This is a genomic window from Microbulbifer sp. TB1203, assembly GCF_030997045.1.
Classification (GTDB): Bacteria; Pseudomonadota; Gammaproteobacteria; order Pseudomonadales; family Cellvibrionaceae; genus Microbulbifer.
The window spans coordinates 134011-150609 of the sequence record NZ_CP116899.1; the positions used below are offsets into that span (position 1 = coordinate 134011).

General features: G+C 57.8%; 19 protein-coding genes. 9 read left to right on the top strand and 10 right to left on the bottom strand.

Going from position 1 to position 16599, the window contains the following annotated elements:
- Window positions 1–174 precede the first annotated feature (174 nt).
- On the bottom strand, window positions 175–456 hold the full coding sequence (locus PP263_RS00450) for a hypothetical protein (RefSeq protein WP_308366421.1): 282 nt from the start codon (window positions 454–456) through the stop codon (window positions 175–177).
- A 78-nt stretch (window positions 457–534) separates the two neighbouring features.
- On the opposite strand from PP263_RS00450, the gene PP263_RS00455 reads away from it, so the two are divergent.
- Complete coding sequence (locus tag PP263_RS00455) at window positions 535–1392, top strand: LytTR family DNA-binding domain-containing protein (RefSeq protein ID WP_308366422.1); 858 nt, start codon at window positions 535–537, stop codon at window positions 1390–1392.
- Here PP263_RS00455 and PP263_RS00460 read toward each other — a convergent pair.
- The 4 genes from PP263_RS00460 to PP263_RS00475 form a co-directional block, all read right to left on the bottom strand.
- Window positions 1379–1861, bottom strand: coding sequence for a 2Fe-2S iron-sulfur cluster-binding protein (locus PP263_RS00460; protein ID WP_308366423.1), 483 nt, complete (start codon window positions 1859–1861; stop codon window positions 1379–1381). The two genes, PP263_RS00455 and PP263_RS00460, sit on opposite strands and share 14 nt — an antisense overlap.
- A 2-nt stretch (window positions 1862–1863) precedes the next feature.
- Window positions 1864–4074: a molybdopterin cofactor-binding domain-containing protein gene (locus tag PP263_RS00465; RefSeq protein ID WP_308366424.1), complete on the bottom strand. Its 2211-nt coding sequence runs from the start codon at window positions 4072–4074 to the stop codon at window positions 1864–1866.
- 223 nt (window positions 4075–4297) lie between these two features.
- On the bottom strand, window positions 4298–5971 hold the full coding sequence (locus PP263_RS00470; RefSeq protein ID WP_308366425.1) for an acyl-CoA dehydrogenase family protein: 1674 nt from the start codon (window positions 5969–5971) through the stop codon (window positions 4298–4300).
- Window positions 5972–6284: 313 nt separating this feature from the next.
- Window positions 6285–7760, bottom strand: coding sequence for an RICIN domain-containing protein (locus PP263_RS00475; RefSeq protein ID WP_308366426.1), 1476 nt, complete (start codon window positions 7758–7760; stop codon window positions 6285–6287).
- A gap of 796 nt (window positions 7761–8556) precedes the next feature.
- Here PP263_RS00475 and PP263_RS00480 point away from each other — a divergent pair.
- From PP263_RS00480 to PP263_RS00515, 8 genes are all read left to right on the top strand, one after another.
- A complete protein-coding gene (locus PP263_RS00480) occupies window positions 8557–9438 on the top strand; it encodes an urease accessory protein UreD (protein ID WP_308366427.1) in 882 nt (293 codons plus the stop codon).
- 27 nt (window positions 9439–9465) lie between these two features.
- Window positions 9466–9768, top strand: a complete 303-nt coding sequence (locus tag PP263_RS00485) for an urease subunit gamma (RefSeq protein WP_308366428.1) — start codon at window positions 9466–9468, stop codon at window positions 9766–9768.
- A 23-nt stretch (window positions 9769–9791) separates the two neighbouring features.
- Complete coding sequence (locus PP263_RS00490) at window positions 9792–10124, top strand: urease subunit beta (protein WP_308366429.1); 333 nt, start codon at window positions 9792–9794, stop codon at window positions 10122–10124.
- Window positions 10121–11836 (top strand): urease subunit alpha, encoded by a 1716-nt coding sequence (ureC, locus tag PP263_RS00495; protein ID WP_308366430.1) that lies wholly within the window; start codon window positions 10121–10123, stop codon window positions 11834–11836. The genes PP263_RS00490 and ureC overlap by 4 nt, the downstream gene beginning before the upstream one ends.
- A gap of 182 nt (window positions 11837–12018) precedes the next feature.
- Complete coding sequence (ureE, locus tag PP263_RS00500; protein ID WP_308366431.1) at window positions 12019–12471, top strand: urease accessory protein UreE; 453 nt, start codon at window positions 12019–12021, stop codon at window positions 12469–12471.
- Window positions 12452–13126, top strand: coding sequence for an urease accessory UreF family protein (locus PP263_RS00505; protein ID WP_308366432.1), 675 nt, complete (start codon window positions 12452–12454; stop codon window positions 13124–13126). The genes ureE and PP263_RS00505 overlap by 20 nt, the downstream gene beginning before the upstream one ends.
- 131 nt (window positions 13127–13257) lie before the next feature.
- Complete coding sequence (gene ureG, locus PP263_RS00510) at window positions 13258–13896, top strand: urease accessory protein UreG (protein WP_308366433.1); 639 nt, start codon at window positions 13258–13260, stop codon at window positions 13894–13896.
- A 35-nt stretch (window positions 13897–13931) separates the two neighbouring features.
- Window positions 13932–14135, top strand: a complete 204-nt coding sequence (locus PP263_RS00515; RefSeq protein ID WP_308366434.1) for a hypothetical protein — start codon at window positions 13932–13934, stop codon at window positions 14133–14135.
- Between the two features lie 124 nt (window positions 14136–14259).
- Here PP263_RS00515 and PP263_RS00520 read toward each other — a convergent pair whose 3' ends face one another.
- The 5 genes from PP263_RS00520 to PP263_RS00540 form a co-directional block, all read right to left on the bottom strand.
- The gene (locus tag PP263_RS00520; RefSeq protein ID WP_308366435.1) at window positions 14260–14526 is read right to left on the bottom strand and encodes a hypothetical protein; all 267 of its coding nucleotides are present in this window, start codon (window positions 14524–14526) and stop codon (window positions 14260–14262) included.
- 9 nt (window positions 14527–14535) lie between these two features.
- Window positions 14536–14931 carry a type II toxin-antitoxin system YafO family toxin gene (locus tag PP263_RS00525; RefSeq protein ID WP_308366436.1) on the bottom strand — a complete coding sequence of 132 codons (396 nt, stop codon included), beginning with the start codon at window positions 14929–14931 and terminating at the stop codon, window positions 14536–14538.
- Between the two features lie 6 nt (window positions 14932–14937).
- Window positions 14938–15108, bottom strand: a complete 171-nt coding sequence (locus tag PP263_RS00530) for a hypothetical protein (RefSeq protein ID WP_308366437.1) — start codon at window positions 15106–15108, stop codon at window positions 14938–14940.
- Window positions 15109–15466: 358 nt separating this feature from the next.
- Window positions 15467–15943, bottom strand: a complete 477-nt coding sequence (locus PP263_RS00535; RefSeq protein ID WP_308366438.1) for a hypothetical protein — start codon at window positions 15941–15943, stop codon at window positions 15467–15469.
- 46 nt (window positions 15944–15989) lie between these two features.
- On the bottom strand, window positions 15990–16514 hold the full coding sequence (locus PP263_RS00540; RefSeq protein ID WP_308366439.1) for a hypothetical protein: 525 nt from the start codon (window positions 16512–16514) through the stop codon (window positions 15990–15992).
- Between the last annotated feature and the right edge of the window lie 85 nt (window positions 16515–16599).

Consider the following 16599-nt stretch of genomic DNA (forward strand, 5'->3'; position numbering starts at 1 on the left):
GCCGGATGCGAAACCCGGCTGTGCCGCCCCGGCCGTGTCTTTTCACTTCGCGCTTATCCCGACGGCATGCTGGGGCCATCGACTACAAAGGCGACCGCGAAGCACTGCACCGCCGCCGGGCAGTTCCCAATCTGCATGCGAACCACGGCGGACATACGGCGCAGCAGTTTTATCTCAGCTATTGCGGGCTCGGGCAGAAATAGGGGCTTCGATCAATGCGGGAATATCCGGGAGAAAGAGCCCTTTAACCACCTGCCAGCACACCGCCAGGGCGCTGACGATAAACACCACGTCGCCGATGGTGCGCACCCAGCGTAGGATGTCGGCGTGATAGGGTTGGTGCGGTCTGGGGGCGGACTGGAGACTGCTGGCGGTGCTGGGGCTGCTGTTCGCTGCCGGCGGTTCCTGGCTGGCGACCCGCCCGCTGCCGGGAAGGTGAACATGTTGACCCGACACCCCACTGCGATAATGTTAGGGCCTAAGTCACGGCTCCATTCAAACTTGCAAACTGGAAGGCAGAAGCACTGAACAACCATGTTTAAACAGCTATCGACATTCACCTCTCGAATGGTCCCTTCACACCGGCACAGGCTACTCAGCTTTGGAGCCAGGGATGTGGTCGCACCCATGGTGGGTTGGGGTCTGTACCTGGTTGCCTTGACCTGCTACTGCCTGGTTTACAAACAAGTCCTTTTGTCCAGCCCTGTCAGTTGGGCGGTGGCCTGGAATACCTTGGGTTGGGCTTGCCGGGAATGGGGGGCGTGGTTGATTCTTACCCCTGTTGCACTCAGGTTCTTGCGACGCTACAACCATGCCAGTGACAAGTCGGTCGAGCCATGGCTGGGGGTGGCCATGCTGCTGGTTGTCGCCCTGGTGATCAGGATCAGCCTTGATCTGATGGCAAAGACAGGAGACGAAATCGCCAGCCTGGTAATTCTGTTTCCACGCTATCTGGTGGCGTCTTTGGTGGTGCTGTTGGTGTGGCGCTTCTACCTTTGCCCCAAGGCTGTCCGGCGGACTTCGACAACGCCGGACGCAGGCGAGGTCACCGCACCGGAACAGTGTCCAGAGTCTATTCTGGTGAACAAAGGCAGCGGCCAAACCCTGCTGCCCATTGAACAGATCCAGTGGTTAAGCGCATCCGGCAACTATGTGGAAGTGCATTGCGAAGAAGCGAGTTATCTTGTTCGTTCAACCATGCAGCAATTACAGCGAAAGCTGCCGGCGGACAGCTTCCTGCGCATTCACCGCTCTTATATCGTCAATCGGGAGGCCATCAGCCAGATCACCGGGCGATCATCGGGAGGCGGTGAAGTCCTGTTGAAAAACGGGCAAACACTGGCCCTGAGCAAGAAGTACCGCAGGGAGTTGCAGCAGTTCAAGCTTCAGTAGCGGCCTTTTCGGCATGCGCTTCCGCCGCCTGCCTGATGGCCTTTCGAATACGGGTATAGGTGCCGCAACGGCAGATGTTGGTCATGTTGTCGGAAATTTGCTGGTCCGTCGGCTGATTGATGCGCTCCAGCAGCGAAACTGCCGCCATGATCTGCCCGGCCTGGCAATAGCCGCATTGGGGGACGTCCTGATCCAGCCAGGCCTGTTGCACCGGATGTAACTGCCCTGTGGGCGACAGGCCTTCGATGGTGCGGATCTGACTGCCCTGCAACTGCCCGACGGGTAACAGGCATGAACGTACAGCAGTGCCGTTCATATGTACTGTACAGGCACCGCATTGGCCTATGCCGCAGCCGAACTTGCTGCCGGTCAAGCGCAATTTTTCGCGAAGAAACCAGAGTAACGGCATCTCCTCTTCATCCGGGCCCACCTCGACCTCTTGCTGATTCACGGAAAAGTGAATGGCCATAGTTAAATCCTGATGTGCTCTGAAAATGGCATACGGCGCAAACGCAGGCCGCTGGCGGCAAAGATGGCGTTGGCCAGGGCCGCCGGCGCGGGCGGGACTGGGGGCTCGCCAACACCGGTGGGTTCTTCGTCACTTTCGATGATCTCTGTTTCAATCTCGAGCGGAGCTTCCCCCATGCGCATCCAGCGCAATTGGCCAAAATTTCGGGTCTGTACCCGGCTGTTCTCTATCAGGGCTTCATTGAACAGTGCGGCATTCAGGCCATCGAGAAGGCCGCCTTCCATCTGTGCGCGGATATGGTTGGGATTCACCGCGAAGCCGCAATCAATGGCGCCCCAGGCCTTTTGCAGGGAAAGCTGTTTGTTGTCATCCAAATGTACCTGCAGCACAAAGGCCACATAGGTGCCGAAGGTAAAGTGCCCGGCGATGCCCAGCCCTTCGCCCTTTTTCAGCTTCCGCCCCCAGCCTGCCATTTTGGCGGCGGAGCGGTAGCAGCGGGCCATACGCCCCGAGTCCAGGTGCCCGGCGGCCCAGTAATCAATGGGGTGGGCCTTGGCCGGCTCCATCAGGGCCAGCCGGAATGCCAGCGGGTCGGCAGCGGCCTCGTGGGCCAGCTCATCCAGCATGGACTCTATGGCAAAGGCCTGCTGCATCTGCCTGGGGCCGCGCCAGGTGCCCAAGGGGAAGGGTTCATTGCCGGCGAGGCTTTCAATCCGGCAGTCCTTTACCAGGTGTGCGGGGAAATTGTGGGATTCCGCCTCGCCGGCGGTTTGCGCCTGGCGCATATGCCAGCCGTGAATCCGTCCCTGTTTCAGGCCGGCGCGTATCTGTACTGCCGCTGCGGGGGCGAAGAAGTCCCGCTCCATATCGTTTTCACGGGTCCAGATTACCTGGACCGGTTGGCCGACTTTGTGGCTGAGCCAGATGGCCTCGCGCAGATAATCCGCCGCGCCTTTGCGACCGAAGCCGCCGCCCATGCGTTTGTTGATCACTTCCACCTTGAGGGCGTCTATGCCCGCGATATCCTCCACCTCCAGTGCCGCCACGTGGGGCCACTGGTGGCCCACCACCACGGTGGCGCTGTCTTTGCGCACATCGGCGATGCAGTTGAGGGGTTCCATGCAGGCGTGGGCGAGAAACGCGCGTTCGTAGCAGTGCTCCACTACCGTATCGGCTTGTTGCAGTGCCTGCTCCACCTTGCCGTCATCGCGCAGCTGTTTGCCCGGTTGATCGGACCGGGCCAGTGCTTTGAGGGTTTCCCTGTGCGCCTTGGAGTTCAATCCCGCATATTGATTGGTGTCTTTCCAGGTTGTTTTCAGTGCGTCCTTGCCCCGCATGGCGGCCCAGAAGCTGTCCGCGAGAACGGCGACTCCGGCGGCGCGAAGCTGGGTCTTTCCATCCGGCCAGTGGGGCCCACTTTCGTGGGGCATTTCCACAAGCTGTCTGACGCCGGGAATTGCCAGGGCAGCCTTTTTGTCGTAGCCGGCAATTTGCGCCCCCATGGTCGGGGCTCGATCTATGGCCACCAGCAGGGCATTGGCATAGTTTTCATCAATAGCAAACAGGGGAGCACCGGTGACGATTTCCCTGGCGTCGATGGCCGGCTGGCTTTTACCCATGATATGAAACTGGGAGGGTTGCTTGAGGTTAAGCTGACTGGTATCCACCTGTCTGCGCGCGGCTTTTTCGGCCAGATCCCCGTAGCTGAATTTCCGGCCGGTGCGCGTGTCGATTATCTGGCTCAGTTTGGCCGTCAGTCGGTCCGGGCTGCAATCCCACCGCTCCGCCGCCTCTTCTATCAGCATGCGCCTGATCGTCGCGCCGGCGGTGCGCAGGTAGGTCCAGTTGTTTTTCAGGGTCTGGCTGCCCCCCGTGCCTATTTGCGCATGGTCGTAGACCAGGTCTCCCTCCCGGTTGCGCTTCAGGTAAGTGGGCATATCGAGGCTGAAGCGAATCAGGGACCAGTCCAGATCCATTTCATCGGCCAGTATCATCGGTCCCGCGGTGCGCATGAATTGTCCCATCTCCATAATGGGGGACTGCATGACGACGGAGTTGTCCCTGTTGATGCTGACATACACACACCACTGGGGAGATACCGGCTGTTGTGCACTACTGCTTCGGGCGCGCACGGGCAAGGTGATGGAAACCAGCATGGCACCGGCTGTCAGTGCCGATATTTTTAGGAAATTACGTCTGTGCGGGTTCCGCATACTCGCTCACCTGACAGGAAGGGGGGCATAGGCTGCGCCTGTTGAAAGTGGCTACAGGCTATAAAATCCCGACGATCAGGATAAAGGACTGTGGGATAAGTGGACGAAATCCGTGTTGAAGGCGCTGTGTGGATCACCCAGGTGGTTTTAGGCGCCTCATTGGTGTCCTCGCCGGCGGTCGGGGAAGGCGGTGCCCCCCATCAGGGGGCTTGCAAAGGGAAGGTTATGCAGAGAGGGGATTGCCCCGCTCGATGAGGGTTTTCACATCCAGCCCGGTGGGCAGGCAGCCGGTGTTGTTGGTGCCCTCGGCACCCAGGCGAGAGGCGATGAATGCCTCTGCCACGGCGCTGTTGCCGCCCTGTACCAGCAAGTGTGCCTGCATGGTAAGCGCCATCTGGTCTACCAGTTGGCGAGCGCGGTATTCCAGGTCGTCCATGTCCGCCATTTGTTTTTTCAGCCTGGCGATGGCGCTGTCCAGGCGCGGGTCGGCGCCGGCGCTGCGTTCCAGTTCGTCGTACCAGGCCAGCAGTACCGCGGGGGTTTTGCCGATCGCACGCAGCACATCCAGCGCCTGGATATTACCGGAGCCCTCCCAGATGGCGTTGATGGGCGCGTCTCGGTACAGGCGCGCGGTGATAAAGTTTTCCACCACGCCGTTGCCGCCCAGGCACTCCATGGCCTCGTAGGCGTGGTGCGGGGTGCGTTTGCAGATCCAGTATTTGCCCACCGCGGTGCCCAGGCGCATCAGCAGTTTTTCCTGCTCTTTGTCCAGGTGATCCAGCGCCCGGGCGGTGCGCATGGTGATGGCCACCGAGCCCTCCACCTCCAATTGCAGGTCCGCGAGCACGTTCTGCATCAGCGGCTGGTCGATCAGGGTTTTGCCGAAGGCGCTACGCTGGCTGGAGTGGTAGATGGCCTGCAGCGCGGCCTGGCGCTGGCCGGCGGAGGAGCCGATCATGCAGTCGAAGCGGGTGACCGCGACCATCTCGATAATGGCGTTGACCCCGCGCCCCTCCTCGCCGACCAGCCAGCCGAGGGCGCCGCGCATCTCCACTTCGGAAGAGGCGTTGGAAACATTGCCGGATTTGTTTTTCAGGCGTTGTATCTGCAGCGGGTTTTTCGTGCCGTCCGGACGCCAGCGGGGCACCAGGAAGCAACTGAGGCCGCCGGGTGTCCCTCCTTTTTCCATTTGGGCCAGCATCAGGAAGGCATCGCACATGGGCGCGGACATAAACCACTTATGGCCCACCAACTCGTAGGCGCCGCCACCGACCGGTGTGGCGGTACTGGTATTGGCGCGCACATCGGAGCCGCCCTGTTTCTCGGTCATGCCCATGCCGATGGTGAGGTAGGATTTTTTCGTGTGCGGCCGGTTGCTGGAGTCATAGCCGCGGGCGGTGATTTTCGGTAGCCACTCGTCGGCGAGCTTTTGATTCAGCCTGATGGAGGGCACCGAGGCGAAGGTCATGGTTACCGGGCAGCCGTGGCCGGCCTCCAGTTGGCTGTGCAGGTAGTACTTGGCCGCGCGCACCACATGAGCGCCGGGTTTGGGATCGGTCCAGGGGGCGCTGTGCAGTCCCTCGGAGAGGGCCAGCTGCATCAGTTGGTGGTAGGCGGGGTGGTAGCGCACCAGGTCGATGCGGTTGCCTATGCGGTCGTGGCTTTCGAAGATGGGTTTGAATTCATTGGCCAGATAGCCTCGCTCGATCATCTCCGGGCGTCCGCACACTTCCCCGTAGCGCTGCAGGTCGTCCTCCGCCCAGTGTCCGCCGTTGTGCTCAACCGCTTCGCGCAGCGCCGCGTCGCCGGCGTAGAGATTGTGGCCGGTAAGGGGGGGTACCTGGTTGGAGACCTTGTGGGTATAGGCGAATTCGGATGGCGATGTTTTATCGGACATTGGTACTCTCGCTGGCCCATCAATAGGCGATGACTCCGGGGAAAGAGTAGTCTAGTGACAGGATCGGCGCCGGACTTGCCCAAAAGTGACGCTGGTGGTTACGCCACCATCCAATTTTTGGACCTGGTTTTTCCGGTTGGTCATTTTTCTGGCGCGCATGTAAGCCGACTGGCACCCTGTAGGAGCCTGCTTGCAGGCGAACGAGAACGGAACTCCGTTAGCTGTTCGCCTGCAAGCAGGCTCCTACAAACATGGCTTAGCTCAACAGTATTGAGACTAAGGAGACTCCACTGAAAATACCGGGAAGAAGTCGTTACTGGCGAATCAACTCAAACTGCTGATTGGTACTTCCGGCGATACAGGTCCACTGGAGGATATTGGCGCCGTCTGCGCTGGAAGCACCCGACACATCCATACAGAGTTCGCTGTTGCGGTTGATGATTCGCCAGCGCCCGGTGCCGGAGCCCTGGAAGCGGAACTGCTGGTTCGATCCGCCCCAGTATTCCCACAGCATGATGTTGGCGCCGTTGCTGGTGGAGAAGGAGTCCACATCGAGGGCCATGGCCGGGGCGTTGACCGGTGAGATGCGGTGCCAGATGCCGTCCACCGGGGTGATGTTGAACTTCTGGCAGTTGTTATTGAGCCAACTCCACTGTTGCAGATTGGTGCCGCCGCTGGTGCCGCAGGAGGTCACGTCGACGGACTTGCCGCTGTGGACCGGCGCTATGCGGTAGGTGCCGTTGATGGTGCTGTTGTTGCCGCCGCCACCACCGTCACCGGAGCCGCAATTGGAACCCTTGTTGACGCCGGCGCAGGCGATGACACGGTCTTTGACGCTGCTGGCGGAATCCAGATTGTAACCGTAGGGCGGGTCATAGGTGGTGGTAGAGGAGACGTTGGGCCCGGCGGTGACACCGTCGCCGCTCACCCAGCGCACATTGTTGAAAATATTGCCGCGCACGTCCCAGTAGCCGATTTCATTGCTGTAGAAAGACACCAGGGGGTTCTGCGAATTCTCGAACACGTTGTTCTCGATCCGCAGCAGCGCGCCCATGCGGGAATTGATGCCGGTACTTTCGATATTGTTGTAGTAGTTGTTGTAAATATGCCCGTAGCCGAAGCGGAACAGCGGCGCGCGGGAATTGATGTTTTCCCAGCGGTTGTGGTGGAAAGTGATATAGCGATTGCCGCTGTCGCTGTCGGAGGAACCGTGCAGCGAGGCCTTCCAGCTGTCGTGGAAGTAGTTGTAGGAAATGGTGATGTACTGGGCGCCCCGTTTGCTGTCGAGCAGGCCGTCGTAATAGTCCTTGTCGACATTGAGGGATGCGTAGATTTCGTTGTGGTCCACCCAGATATTATTGGCCGGTCCCTCGATACTAATGGCGTCCTTGTCTCCTATGTTCACCTGGTGAATGGTCAGGTTCTGAATGATCACGTTGCTGGCGCGCCAGATTTTGATGCCGATGCCATTCAAACGGCCGCGGCTGCCGACGCCGATGATCGATACATCAGAGGTATCTTTCACGTTGATCTTGTTGTCGGAGGAATTGCCCGGCGTGATGGTGCCGTCGACGTAAATGGTGATGGGCCCGGAGGCATTGTCGATGGCGTTCTGCAGAGCGGTGCCGTTGTTCACGGTCACCGAGCTACCGCCGGCGCCACCGGTGGTGCCGCCGTTGAGGTTGGCAAAGCCTTCGGGCTGGGCCAGTGCGCCGAAGGGCAGGGTGAATAAAAGCACGACCAGGGCAAACAGCCTGTGCAATGCGGTTTTGTGAAATTGAATTTTCATCGCTGATTCTCTCGTCCTTAATTGTTGGTATCACTTCAAGTGAAAAGAGCCGGTCCCTGGCGAGCAGCGCCTGGATTGCAGGTGCTCTGGGTGCCGCGCGAAATCCAAATTGAATTTCTCACCTGGATAACGAATCACTGAATCGTGTCTGCTGGCACTTCGGGTTCAGCTCGCGTTTTCGGGCAATGGGTACGGCAGCATTGCCTGACCAATATGACTTGGATGTCATATGGTATGGCGATACTTGCACGGGCATTCTGGTTGCGCAACCGGGAATGGCTTTACCAATTGGTGCTTACAGGCTGGTACGGATATAAAGTTTTGATAGTTATCTTGTTGAAATAAAAACTTTTTAATTATTAGTGTGGCGCTCAGTGCGTCGGGAAAGATGGGTTTTGCTGACGCAGAAGTAAACCCGAGTTTGTGCCTCGTTTCGAGTAGTGTCATACCAATATGGCGCTCCTGATCCGGCCAGGTCCCTTCGCAGCGGCTACCGGACAGGTTGAGAGTGAGTCCAGCCGGCCGCCCAGGGGCATCGCGCCCGCCCCTGATCCCGGCGTCTCCCGCGCGGCGCGCAGCATCGGACCATCCATCCGAATATCCTCCCCGGCAGGTGCGGGGTCTTCGAGTGCCGGGCGCAGGAAACTACGTCAATTGACGCATACCCATTCTTACCTGTTCTTGTTTACATCTGCCGCAACGATTTTGATCCTGTTTGCCTGGGTGTATTCGCAGTGTGTGACCGATTTTCATGAACCAGCTCGCGCTTGCAAAAAGGCCGGAACTTCCGCCCGCTGTGGACAATCGCTGGTACGCGGGGCTGGATCTCAGGTTCCAGGAATCCGGTGGCCGCTGTCGGCTCGCGCACAGCCGCCATCGCGGCCCGCTGTATGTGCAGAAGCCGTTTTACCCCGAGGGTCGCGACCTGGCACATGTCTACCTGCTGCACCCGCCGGGGGGGCTGGTTTCCGGGGACCAGTTGGATATCCGGGTGGAGGCGGAAACCGGTGCGCGGGCATTGGTGACCACCACCGGCGCGGGGCGTGTGTACCGGGCCCGCGGCGACGGATTGAAGCAGTGCCAGGAGGTCCGCTTGCGGCTCGCGGCGGGCAGCTCGCTGGAATGGCTGCCGCTGGAAAATATTGTCTATCCGGGTGCCGATGCGCGCCTGGACATGCTGGTGGAACTCGCGGAGGGAAGTCGCTTTGCCTGCTGGGAGATCACGTCGTTGGGTTTGCCGGCCTGCGGGGAGACTTTCAGTGCCGGTGCGCTGTCGCAGCGGCTGGAAATCCGCCGCGACGGGCTGCCGTTGTTTGTGGAGCGCCTCGACCTGAACGGCATCCTTGACCAGAACGGCGCTCTTGACCAGAACGGCTCAGGGGCGGACCTGCTATCGGCGGCGGCCGGATTGCGCGGCTTTCCCGTCACCGGCCTGTTAGTAATGGGCCCCTTCGCCCAGGTGCCGGACGAATCTGTGCTGGCGCAGTGCCGCACCCTTCTGCGGGAAAGCGCAGCGGATTGTCTGGCGGCGATCACAGTGGTGGGGGAATTCCAGGTGGTGCGCTGCCTCGGCCGCTGCGCCTTTGCGATGCGGCAGCTGTTGGCGCGGATCTGGGCGCTGTTGCGGCCCCCGTTGCTGGGGCGCGACGCCTGCCCGCCGCGTATCTGGTCGACCTGAACCTGTCGGTTATTTGTTGGGGAAATTATGGAATTACTGCCGAGAGAGAAAGACAAGCTGCTGGTATTTACCGCGGCGCTGTTGGCTGAGCGCCGCCTCGCGCGCGGGCTCAAATTGAATTATCCGGAAGCGGTGGCGCTGATCACCATGGAAATTATCGAGGGCGCCCGCGACGGCAAAACGGTGGCGGAACTGATGAGTTACGGCCGGGAAATCCTGCGCGCAGACCAGGTCATGGACGGCGTCAGTGAGCTGATTCACGAGGTACAGGTGGAAGCCACATTCCGCGACGGCACCAAGCTCGTCACAGTGCACAACCCGATTACCTGACCCGATTACCTGAGGAGACGCCCGTGATTCCAGGGGAAATACAAGTCGCCGACGGCGACATCGAACTCAATCCGGGGCGCGCGACCGTGACCCTGAGAGTGGAAAACACCGGCGACCGCCCGGTGCAGGTGGGCTCCCACTACCACTTCTACGAGGTGAATCCGGCGCTCAGGTTCGAGCGGGAAAAAGCCCGTGGTTTCCGCCTGAATATCGCCTCCGGCACGGCGGTGCGTTTCGAACCGGGGCAGGGGCGCGAGGTGGAATTGGTCGCCTACGCCGGCGCGCGCCGGGTCTACGGCTTCCGCGCCGAAGTCATGGGGCCGTTGGATGAAAATGCGGAGGTACAGCCGTCGTGAGTCGCATGGACAGGCACAGTTACGCGCAGATGTTCGGGCCCACCACCGGTGACCGGGTGCGCCTGGGGGATACCGAACTCTGGCTGCAGGTGGAGAAAGACTTCACCCGCTACGGGGACGAGGTCAAATTCGGCGGCGGCAAGGTGATCCGCGACGGTATGGGGCAGAGCCAGCTGGGCTCTGAAGAGACCGCGGACCTGGTGATTACCAATGCGCTGATCCTGGATCACTGGGGCGTGGTCAAGGCCGACGTCGGCATCAAGGCGGGCCGCATCGCCGGCATCGGCAAGGCCGGCAATCCGGACGTGCAGGACGGTGTGGACATCGTCATCGGCCCGGGCACGGAAGTGATTGCCGGGGAGGGTTCCATACTCACCGCCGGCGGCATTGATGCGCATATCCACTTCATCTGCCCGCAACAGGTGGAAGAGGCGCTGATGTCCGGCGTCACCACCATGATCGGCGGCGGCACCGGGCCGGCCACGGGCACCAATGCCACCACCTGCACGCCGGGGCCCTGGAATATCGGCAAAATGCTGCAGGCCACCGACAGCCTGCCCATGAATTTCGGCTTTCTCGGCAAGGGCAACGCCAGTTTGCCGGCTTCACTGGAAGAGCAGCTGCAGGCGGGTGCCTGCGGGCTCAAGCTGCACGAGGACTGGGGCACCACGCCGGCCTCGATCGACAACTGCCTGAGCGTGGCCGAGCGCTACGACGTACAGGTGGCGATCCACACCGATACATTGAACGAGTCCGGTTTTGTCGACGATACCCTGGAAGCCTTCAAGGGCCGCGCCATTCACACTTACCACACCGAGGGCGCCGGCGGCGGCCATGCGCCGGATATCATCAAGGCCTGTGCCTCGCCCAACGTATTGCCGTCGTCCACCAACCCGACGCGGCCCTACACACTCAATACGGTCGATGAACACCTCGACATGCTGATGGTGTGTCACCACCTGGATACCAGTATTCCGGAGGACATCGCCTTTGCCGATTCCCGTATCCGCAAGGAGACCATCGCCGCGGAGGACATACTGCACGACCTCGGCGCCTTCAGCATGATCGCGTCCGATTCCCAGGCCATGGGGCGGGTGGGGGAGGTGATCACCCGCACCTGGCAGACGGCGCACAAAATGAAAGTGCAGCGCGGCTGCCTGCCCGAAGATGCGCGGGGCGCGACCGAAGGCGCGGACAACTTCCGCGCGCGGCGCTACGTGGCCAAGTACACCATCAACCCCGCCATCACCCACGGTATCGCCCACGAGGTCGGCTCCATCGAAGTGGGCAAACTTGCGGACCTGGTACTGTGGAAACCGGCTTTTTTTGCCATCAAGCCGTCGCTGATCCTCAAGGGCGGCATGATCGCCGCGGCGCCCATGGGCGACCCCAATGCCTCGATTCCCACACCGCAGCCGGTGCACTACCGGCTCATGTTCGGCGCCCTGGGGATTGCCGCGACCAAGACTTCCGTGACCTTCACCTCCCGGGCCGCGCTGGACGCTGGCATCGGCGAGGCCCTCGGCCTGCATCGCCGCCTGGTTGCCTGCCGGAACACCCGCGCAATCACCAAGCGCGACATGCTGCTGAACGACTGGCTGCCGGAAATTACCGTGGACCCGCAGACCTACGAGGTGCGCGCCAATGGTGAACTGCTCACCTGTGAGCCCGCCAGCGAACTGCCACTGGCGCAGCGCTACTGCCTGTTCTGATGTGGTAGAGGTAACTACTCACCCACAGGGAACCCGAATTAACTTTAAAGGAACCACTTTGTAGGAGCGGGGGGGCGGCCATCCGCCCATGCCCGCGATCGGCCTCTGTTCCCGGGCATGGGCGGATGGCCCCCCCGCTCCTACAGGGCGCGAGTATTTACTTGCAGAGAATTACCAGAGAGATGAACACCATGCTGGAAATTTACCAACGCCTCGACACGCAAACGCCCCCAACCATCGACGCGCGCGTGGTGCTGGATCACCTGCAGCGCGACAAGGGCCGGCTGCGGGCGCAGTCGAGCGAGGGGCAGGAAGTGCGGATATTCCTCGAGCGGGGTAAGCCGCTACAGGTGGGCGAGGTACTGCGCAGCGCCTGCGGCAGGCACGTCCTGGTGGAGGGAGCGAAAGAGGCGGTGACCACCGCCCGCAGCGACGACTGGCTGACCTTCAGCCGCGCCTGCTACCACCTGGGTAACCGCCACGTGAAACTGCAGGTGGGCGAGCGCTGGCTGCGCATCAAGCCGGATCATGTGCTCGAGGAAATGCTCGCGCTGTTGGGGCTCAGCCTGACCCGCGAAGAAGATGTTTTTGTCCCGGAGTCCGGCGCCTACAGTCATGGCCATCACCACCACTGACGCGAGCCTGTTGCGGCTGCTGCAGCTCTCCAGTGCCAGTTTGCCGGTGGGAGGCTACGCCTTCTCCCAGGGGCTGGAATACGCTGTCGATGCCGGCTGGGTGCGCAGCGCGGAGGAAACCCGCGAATGGCTGGAACTGCAGTTGCGACACGGCCTGGCGCACGTGGACTGCCCGCTGTTGCTGCGCTGCTACGAGGCGCTGGAAGAGGGGGCGATGGACAGGCTGCGCTACTGGAACCGCTACGCGCTGGCGTGCCGGGAAACCCGGGAACTGCTGCTGACCGATACCGCTACCGGCAACGCCCTGATGCGCCTGCTGGCGCAGCTGGAAGTTCCCGATCCGCTGGCGGAGACGGAGGTAAGTTTCGTTACCGCGTTTGCGCTGGCTGCCCGCCACTGGCAGATCGACAAAAATGCGGCGCTGGCTGGTCTGGTGTGGTCCTGGCTGGAAAACCAGGTCGCCGCGGCTACCAAGCTGGTCCCGCTGGGCCAGACTCAGGCCCAAAGGCTGCTGGGTGAAATACAGCTGCAGGTGCCCGCTGCGATCGAATGCGCGCGTAGTCTGGATGACAGCGAACTGGGCAGTGGACTGCCGGCACTGGCCATCGCCAGTGCGCGACACGAACACATGTACACCCGGTTGTTTCGATCCTGATCGGACTACTTGCTCCAACAGTCCCCTCTCCCCCTTTGGGGGAGAGGGTTAGGGAGAGGGGGCGCCTGATCAAAGCCCCCTCCCCCGGGGGAGAGTAGTTATGATCGATAAAGAAATATTGTGGAGGAAGTATGAATCAGGCCAACAGGCAAACCCTGCGGGTCGGCGTCGGCGGACCGGTGGGCTCGGGTAAGACCGCGCTGCTGCGGGAGCTATGCCGGGCCCTGCGCGACCACTACGACATCGCCGTGGTGACCAACGATATCTATACCCAGGAGGATGCCCAGTTTCTCACCCGTCACCAAGCGCTCAGCGCCGACCGCATTATCGGCGTGGAAACCGGGGGCTGTCCGCACACGGCGATCCGCGAGGACGCATCCATGAACCTGGCGGCCATCGACGAGTTGGTGGCCCGTCACGGCAATCTGGATGTGGTGTTCGTGGAGAGCGGTGGCGACAACCTGAGCGCAACCTTCAGCCCGGAACTGTCTGACCTCACCATTTACGTCATCGACGTATCCGCCGGTGACAAGATCCCGCGCAAGGGTGGGCCGGGTATTACCCGTTCCGATCTGCTGATTATCAACAAGACTGACCTGGCGCCACTGGTAGAAGCCTCACTGGAAGTCATGGACCGGGACGCGAAGAAAATGCGCGGCGAACGGCCCTTCGTATTCTCGAATCTCAAGGCGGGAGAGGGGTTGCGGGACATTATCCAGTTTATTGTCCGCGAGGGCATGCTGGACGATAAACCGGCAATGACGGCTTAGATTCCTTTTCAACAACTCCGGCAGAGAGATCGACAATGACCAACAAGCATATTTTTTCCGCACTATTAGCGCTGTTTTCCGCAGGCTTTTGTGTATTCGGTTGGGCACACGAAGGCCATGCTCCCCCCGGCCTCATACATGAATTGCATCATCTGGTGTGGTTGCTGATGGCGCTGGCGATGGCGGCCGGTGCCGTGTTGATTTTCCGGCACCGGCAGCGTAAAAGAGATCGTGATTAGCAATAGCGTTGTCTTCACCATAGCGTGAGATCAGGGGGCAGAGCACCTTTGCGTATCATGGGAGCGTAGCGACCGCATAAAGGTGCTCATAGTAAACTGTCCGTCAGGTGGAGCACCTTGTTAGCTAAACTTCTTCAAATTCAGTTCCGTTACCAGATTTTGGTTCTGAACTTAACTCCGTATTATCAGCAAAAGGCCATTTAATTGAAATTTGCTGAATAAAACTCCCTGCATCGCAGAAAGCAACTACATCGCCCTCTATATTTTTTTCCCATGAAGATCCGTTCCAATTTGCAAAATCATAACACCCCGCAGCTGGCCCCATTCGAACAGCAATAAAATATAAGCCTTCTAACGAAGGAACCCCTTCTTTCCACTCAATTTCTTGCATAAAACCCTCTTAAAATTTTGACCTAAACCTTTCCGCGTCTTCTGCCAAACTTAGAAGATACATTGGATTACTTTTGTATGTTTCATGAGCTTCCACCAAAAATCCCAATAAGCAATAGTAGTTGATATGCATAAACCCCTTACAATATATCAGCGCAGTATCGCTCGTTTTATAAAAATCCAACTTTTGAATATGCCATTTTCTCGATGTTTTATCCTTAACATGAATATGATGCATATCTGCCTGAGCGACTGAAGCCGGAAATTCATATGGGACATCTCTACCAAATATTTCCGGTTTTATCCCCTCAATTTTGTACTTTTTGAAATCACGGATAAGCGTTGAAAGCCTATCCGTTTCGCATGTTTCCCTGAGAAGAGGACTTACGAATACCTTAACCTCCATTAAGACTTACTCCATTTCAATAAATTTAGTAGGCTTCTCAGTTTCGGTTTCCTGCAAAACTTTTTTCTCTGCACGTTTCGCAGATTCAATAATTTCTGCTTTAGTGATGCGCCTACTCTTATCAACAGAAGCAAGTTTTTCCTTCTGAATAATTACAGGTTTGTTTGACTCATTCATAAGATTATATCTCCTCTGGTTCTTATAGCTAACGAGGCTGTAGGAAAAGTAAGGCTTGATCCCATGCCCTTCAGAAATAAACCTGAAAGTACAGCAGTTATTACTGTTTTCCATTTTTTATCGCTCTTCTCATCATTAATTTCAGCTCCGCATTCTGGGTAGAACTTTTCATTATTTTGAATATTTTTCTTACATTTAGTGTACAACGTATACAAATTCTCATCTTTCTATTAGGGGCACAACATTGAGATCAGGGGTAGGCCGTAATGTGTGCCTTTTGCGCGACAATGGGAGCGCTGCGACCCGCGAAAAAGGTGCATATTGTGGCCTGTACCCTGGGTCGACTGGTTATGCCAACCTAATCGTAGATCCACCTTCTCCCATCATTTATCGTATGTAATGACATATTCCAAGACTTGGCGAGCATATCCCTACAACTTTGCGCAAAACGAAGTACAACGCTATTAAAGTAGTTGTGATTGCATTCATCTTCAGAAATACGCTCACCACTACAATTAACTCCATGTTGCATTACAGCCATCAAATCATCACGAGGTTTGTCAGTTAAAAAATAGCGCGCATCACCATAAATAATTTGATAAAGAGCGTAAATATCATCTTGCTTTATTTTCTCCTCAACATCAATTGCTAGCTTTGTGCTTAGCTCTGAACCTTTGGAGCACACTTCCAACTGTTTATTCCAAAATTCGAGTTTATAGTCTTTCTCGTTAGATTCTTGAAACTGATAAATTCCCGAAAAAAATGCAATAGCGGCTCCCATAAGGGCAAAGCTCTTTATGGAAAGATCAATTAATCTGTATCTATGTTCATCCATTTTTAAGGCTCTTTGCATAGCGTTGGCCGTCCCCTGGAACGAATTTTTAACCCGTTTTTGCCGCAACCACTTTCCATAGTTGTGGTATTGCTAGCCTTTCCAATTTACTTGTTGGACTGGAATCTTTCTCTTCCCCGAAGAAGTAGCTTACCAAATAAATTGCCAATAGTGCTACAAATATTAGAAACATTAAAACCGGATGAATCACTTCTCCACGAGTCATTTCCTTAAGTAATTCCACATGACCATTTGGAGAAGAAAGCTTGTCAATCAAAAATTGGATGTAAGGCAGGAAATTAAACGTTATAAATGCAGCTGATGCATTCATTATTCGCTTATACGGGTCAGTTTTTGGGAATCGTACTGAGAGTATTCGTTTATTACGATTATTCTTGAAGAAGGAGAAACCATACTCTAGATAGATCAGGCCGATATAGGTGGGAAACGCTAACACCGGGACCATAAATAGCAGTAATTTTAATAGTGCTCCGGAAATTATCGCCAGAACAAAAAGCATGAGAAACATACCGAATAGACCAGTAAGAGATTCTGCTAAAGTTAGGTCTTGCAATGGATCCTCCTAGCGGGAAGGTTAATGCGGCCAACACGCGCAGCTTCGTAGTGGAGGCGAAGCCACAACGGAAAAGTTATTGCTG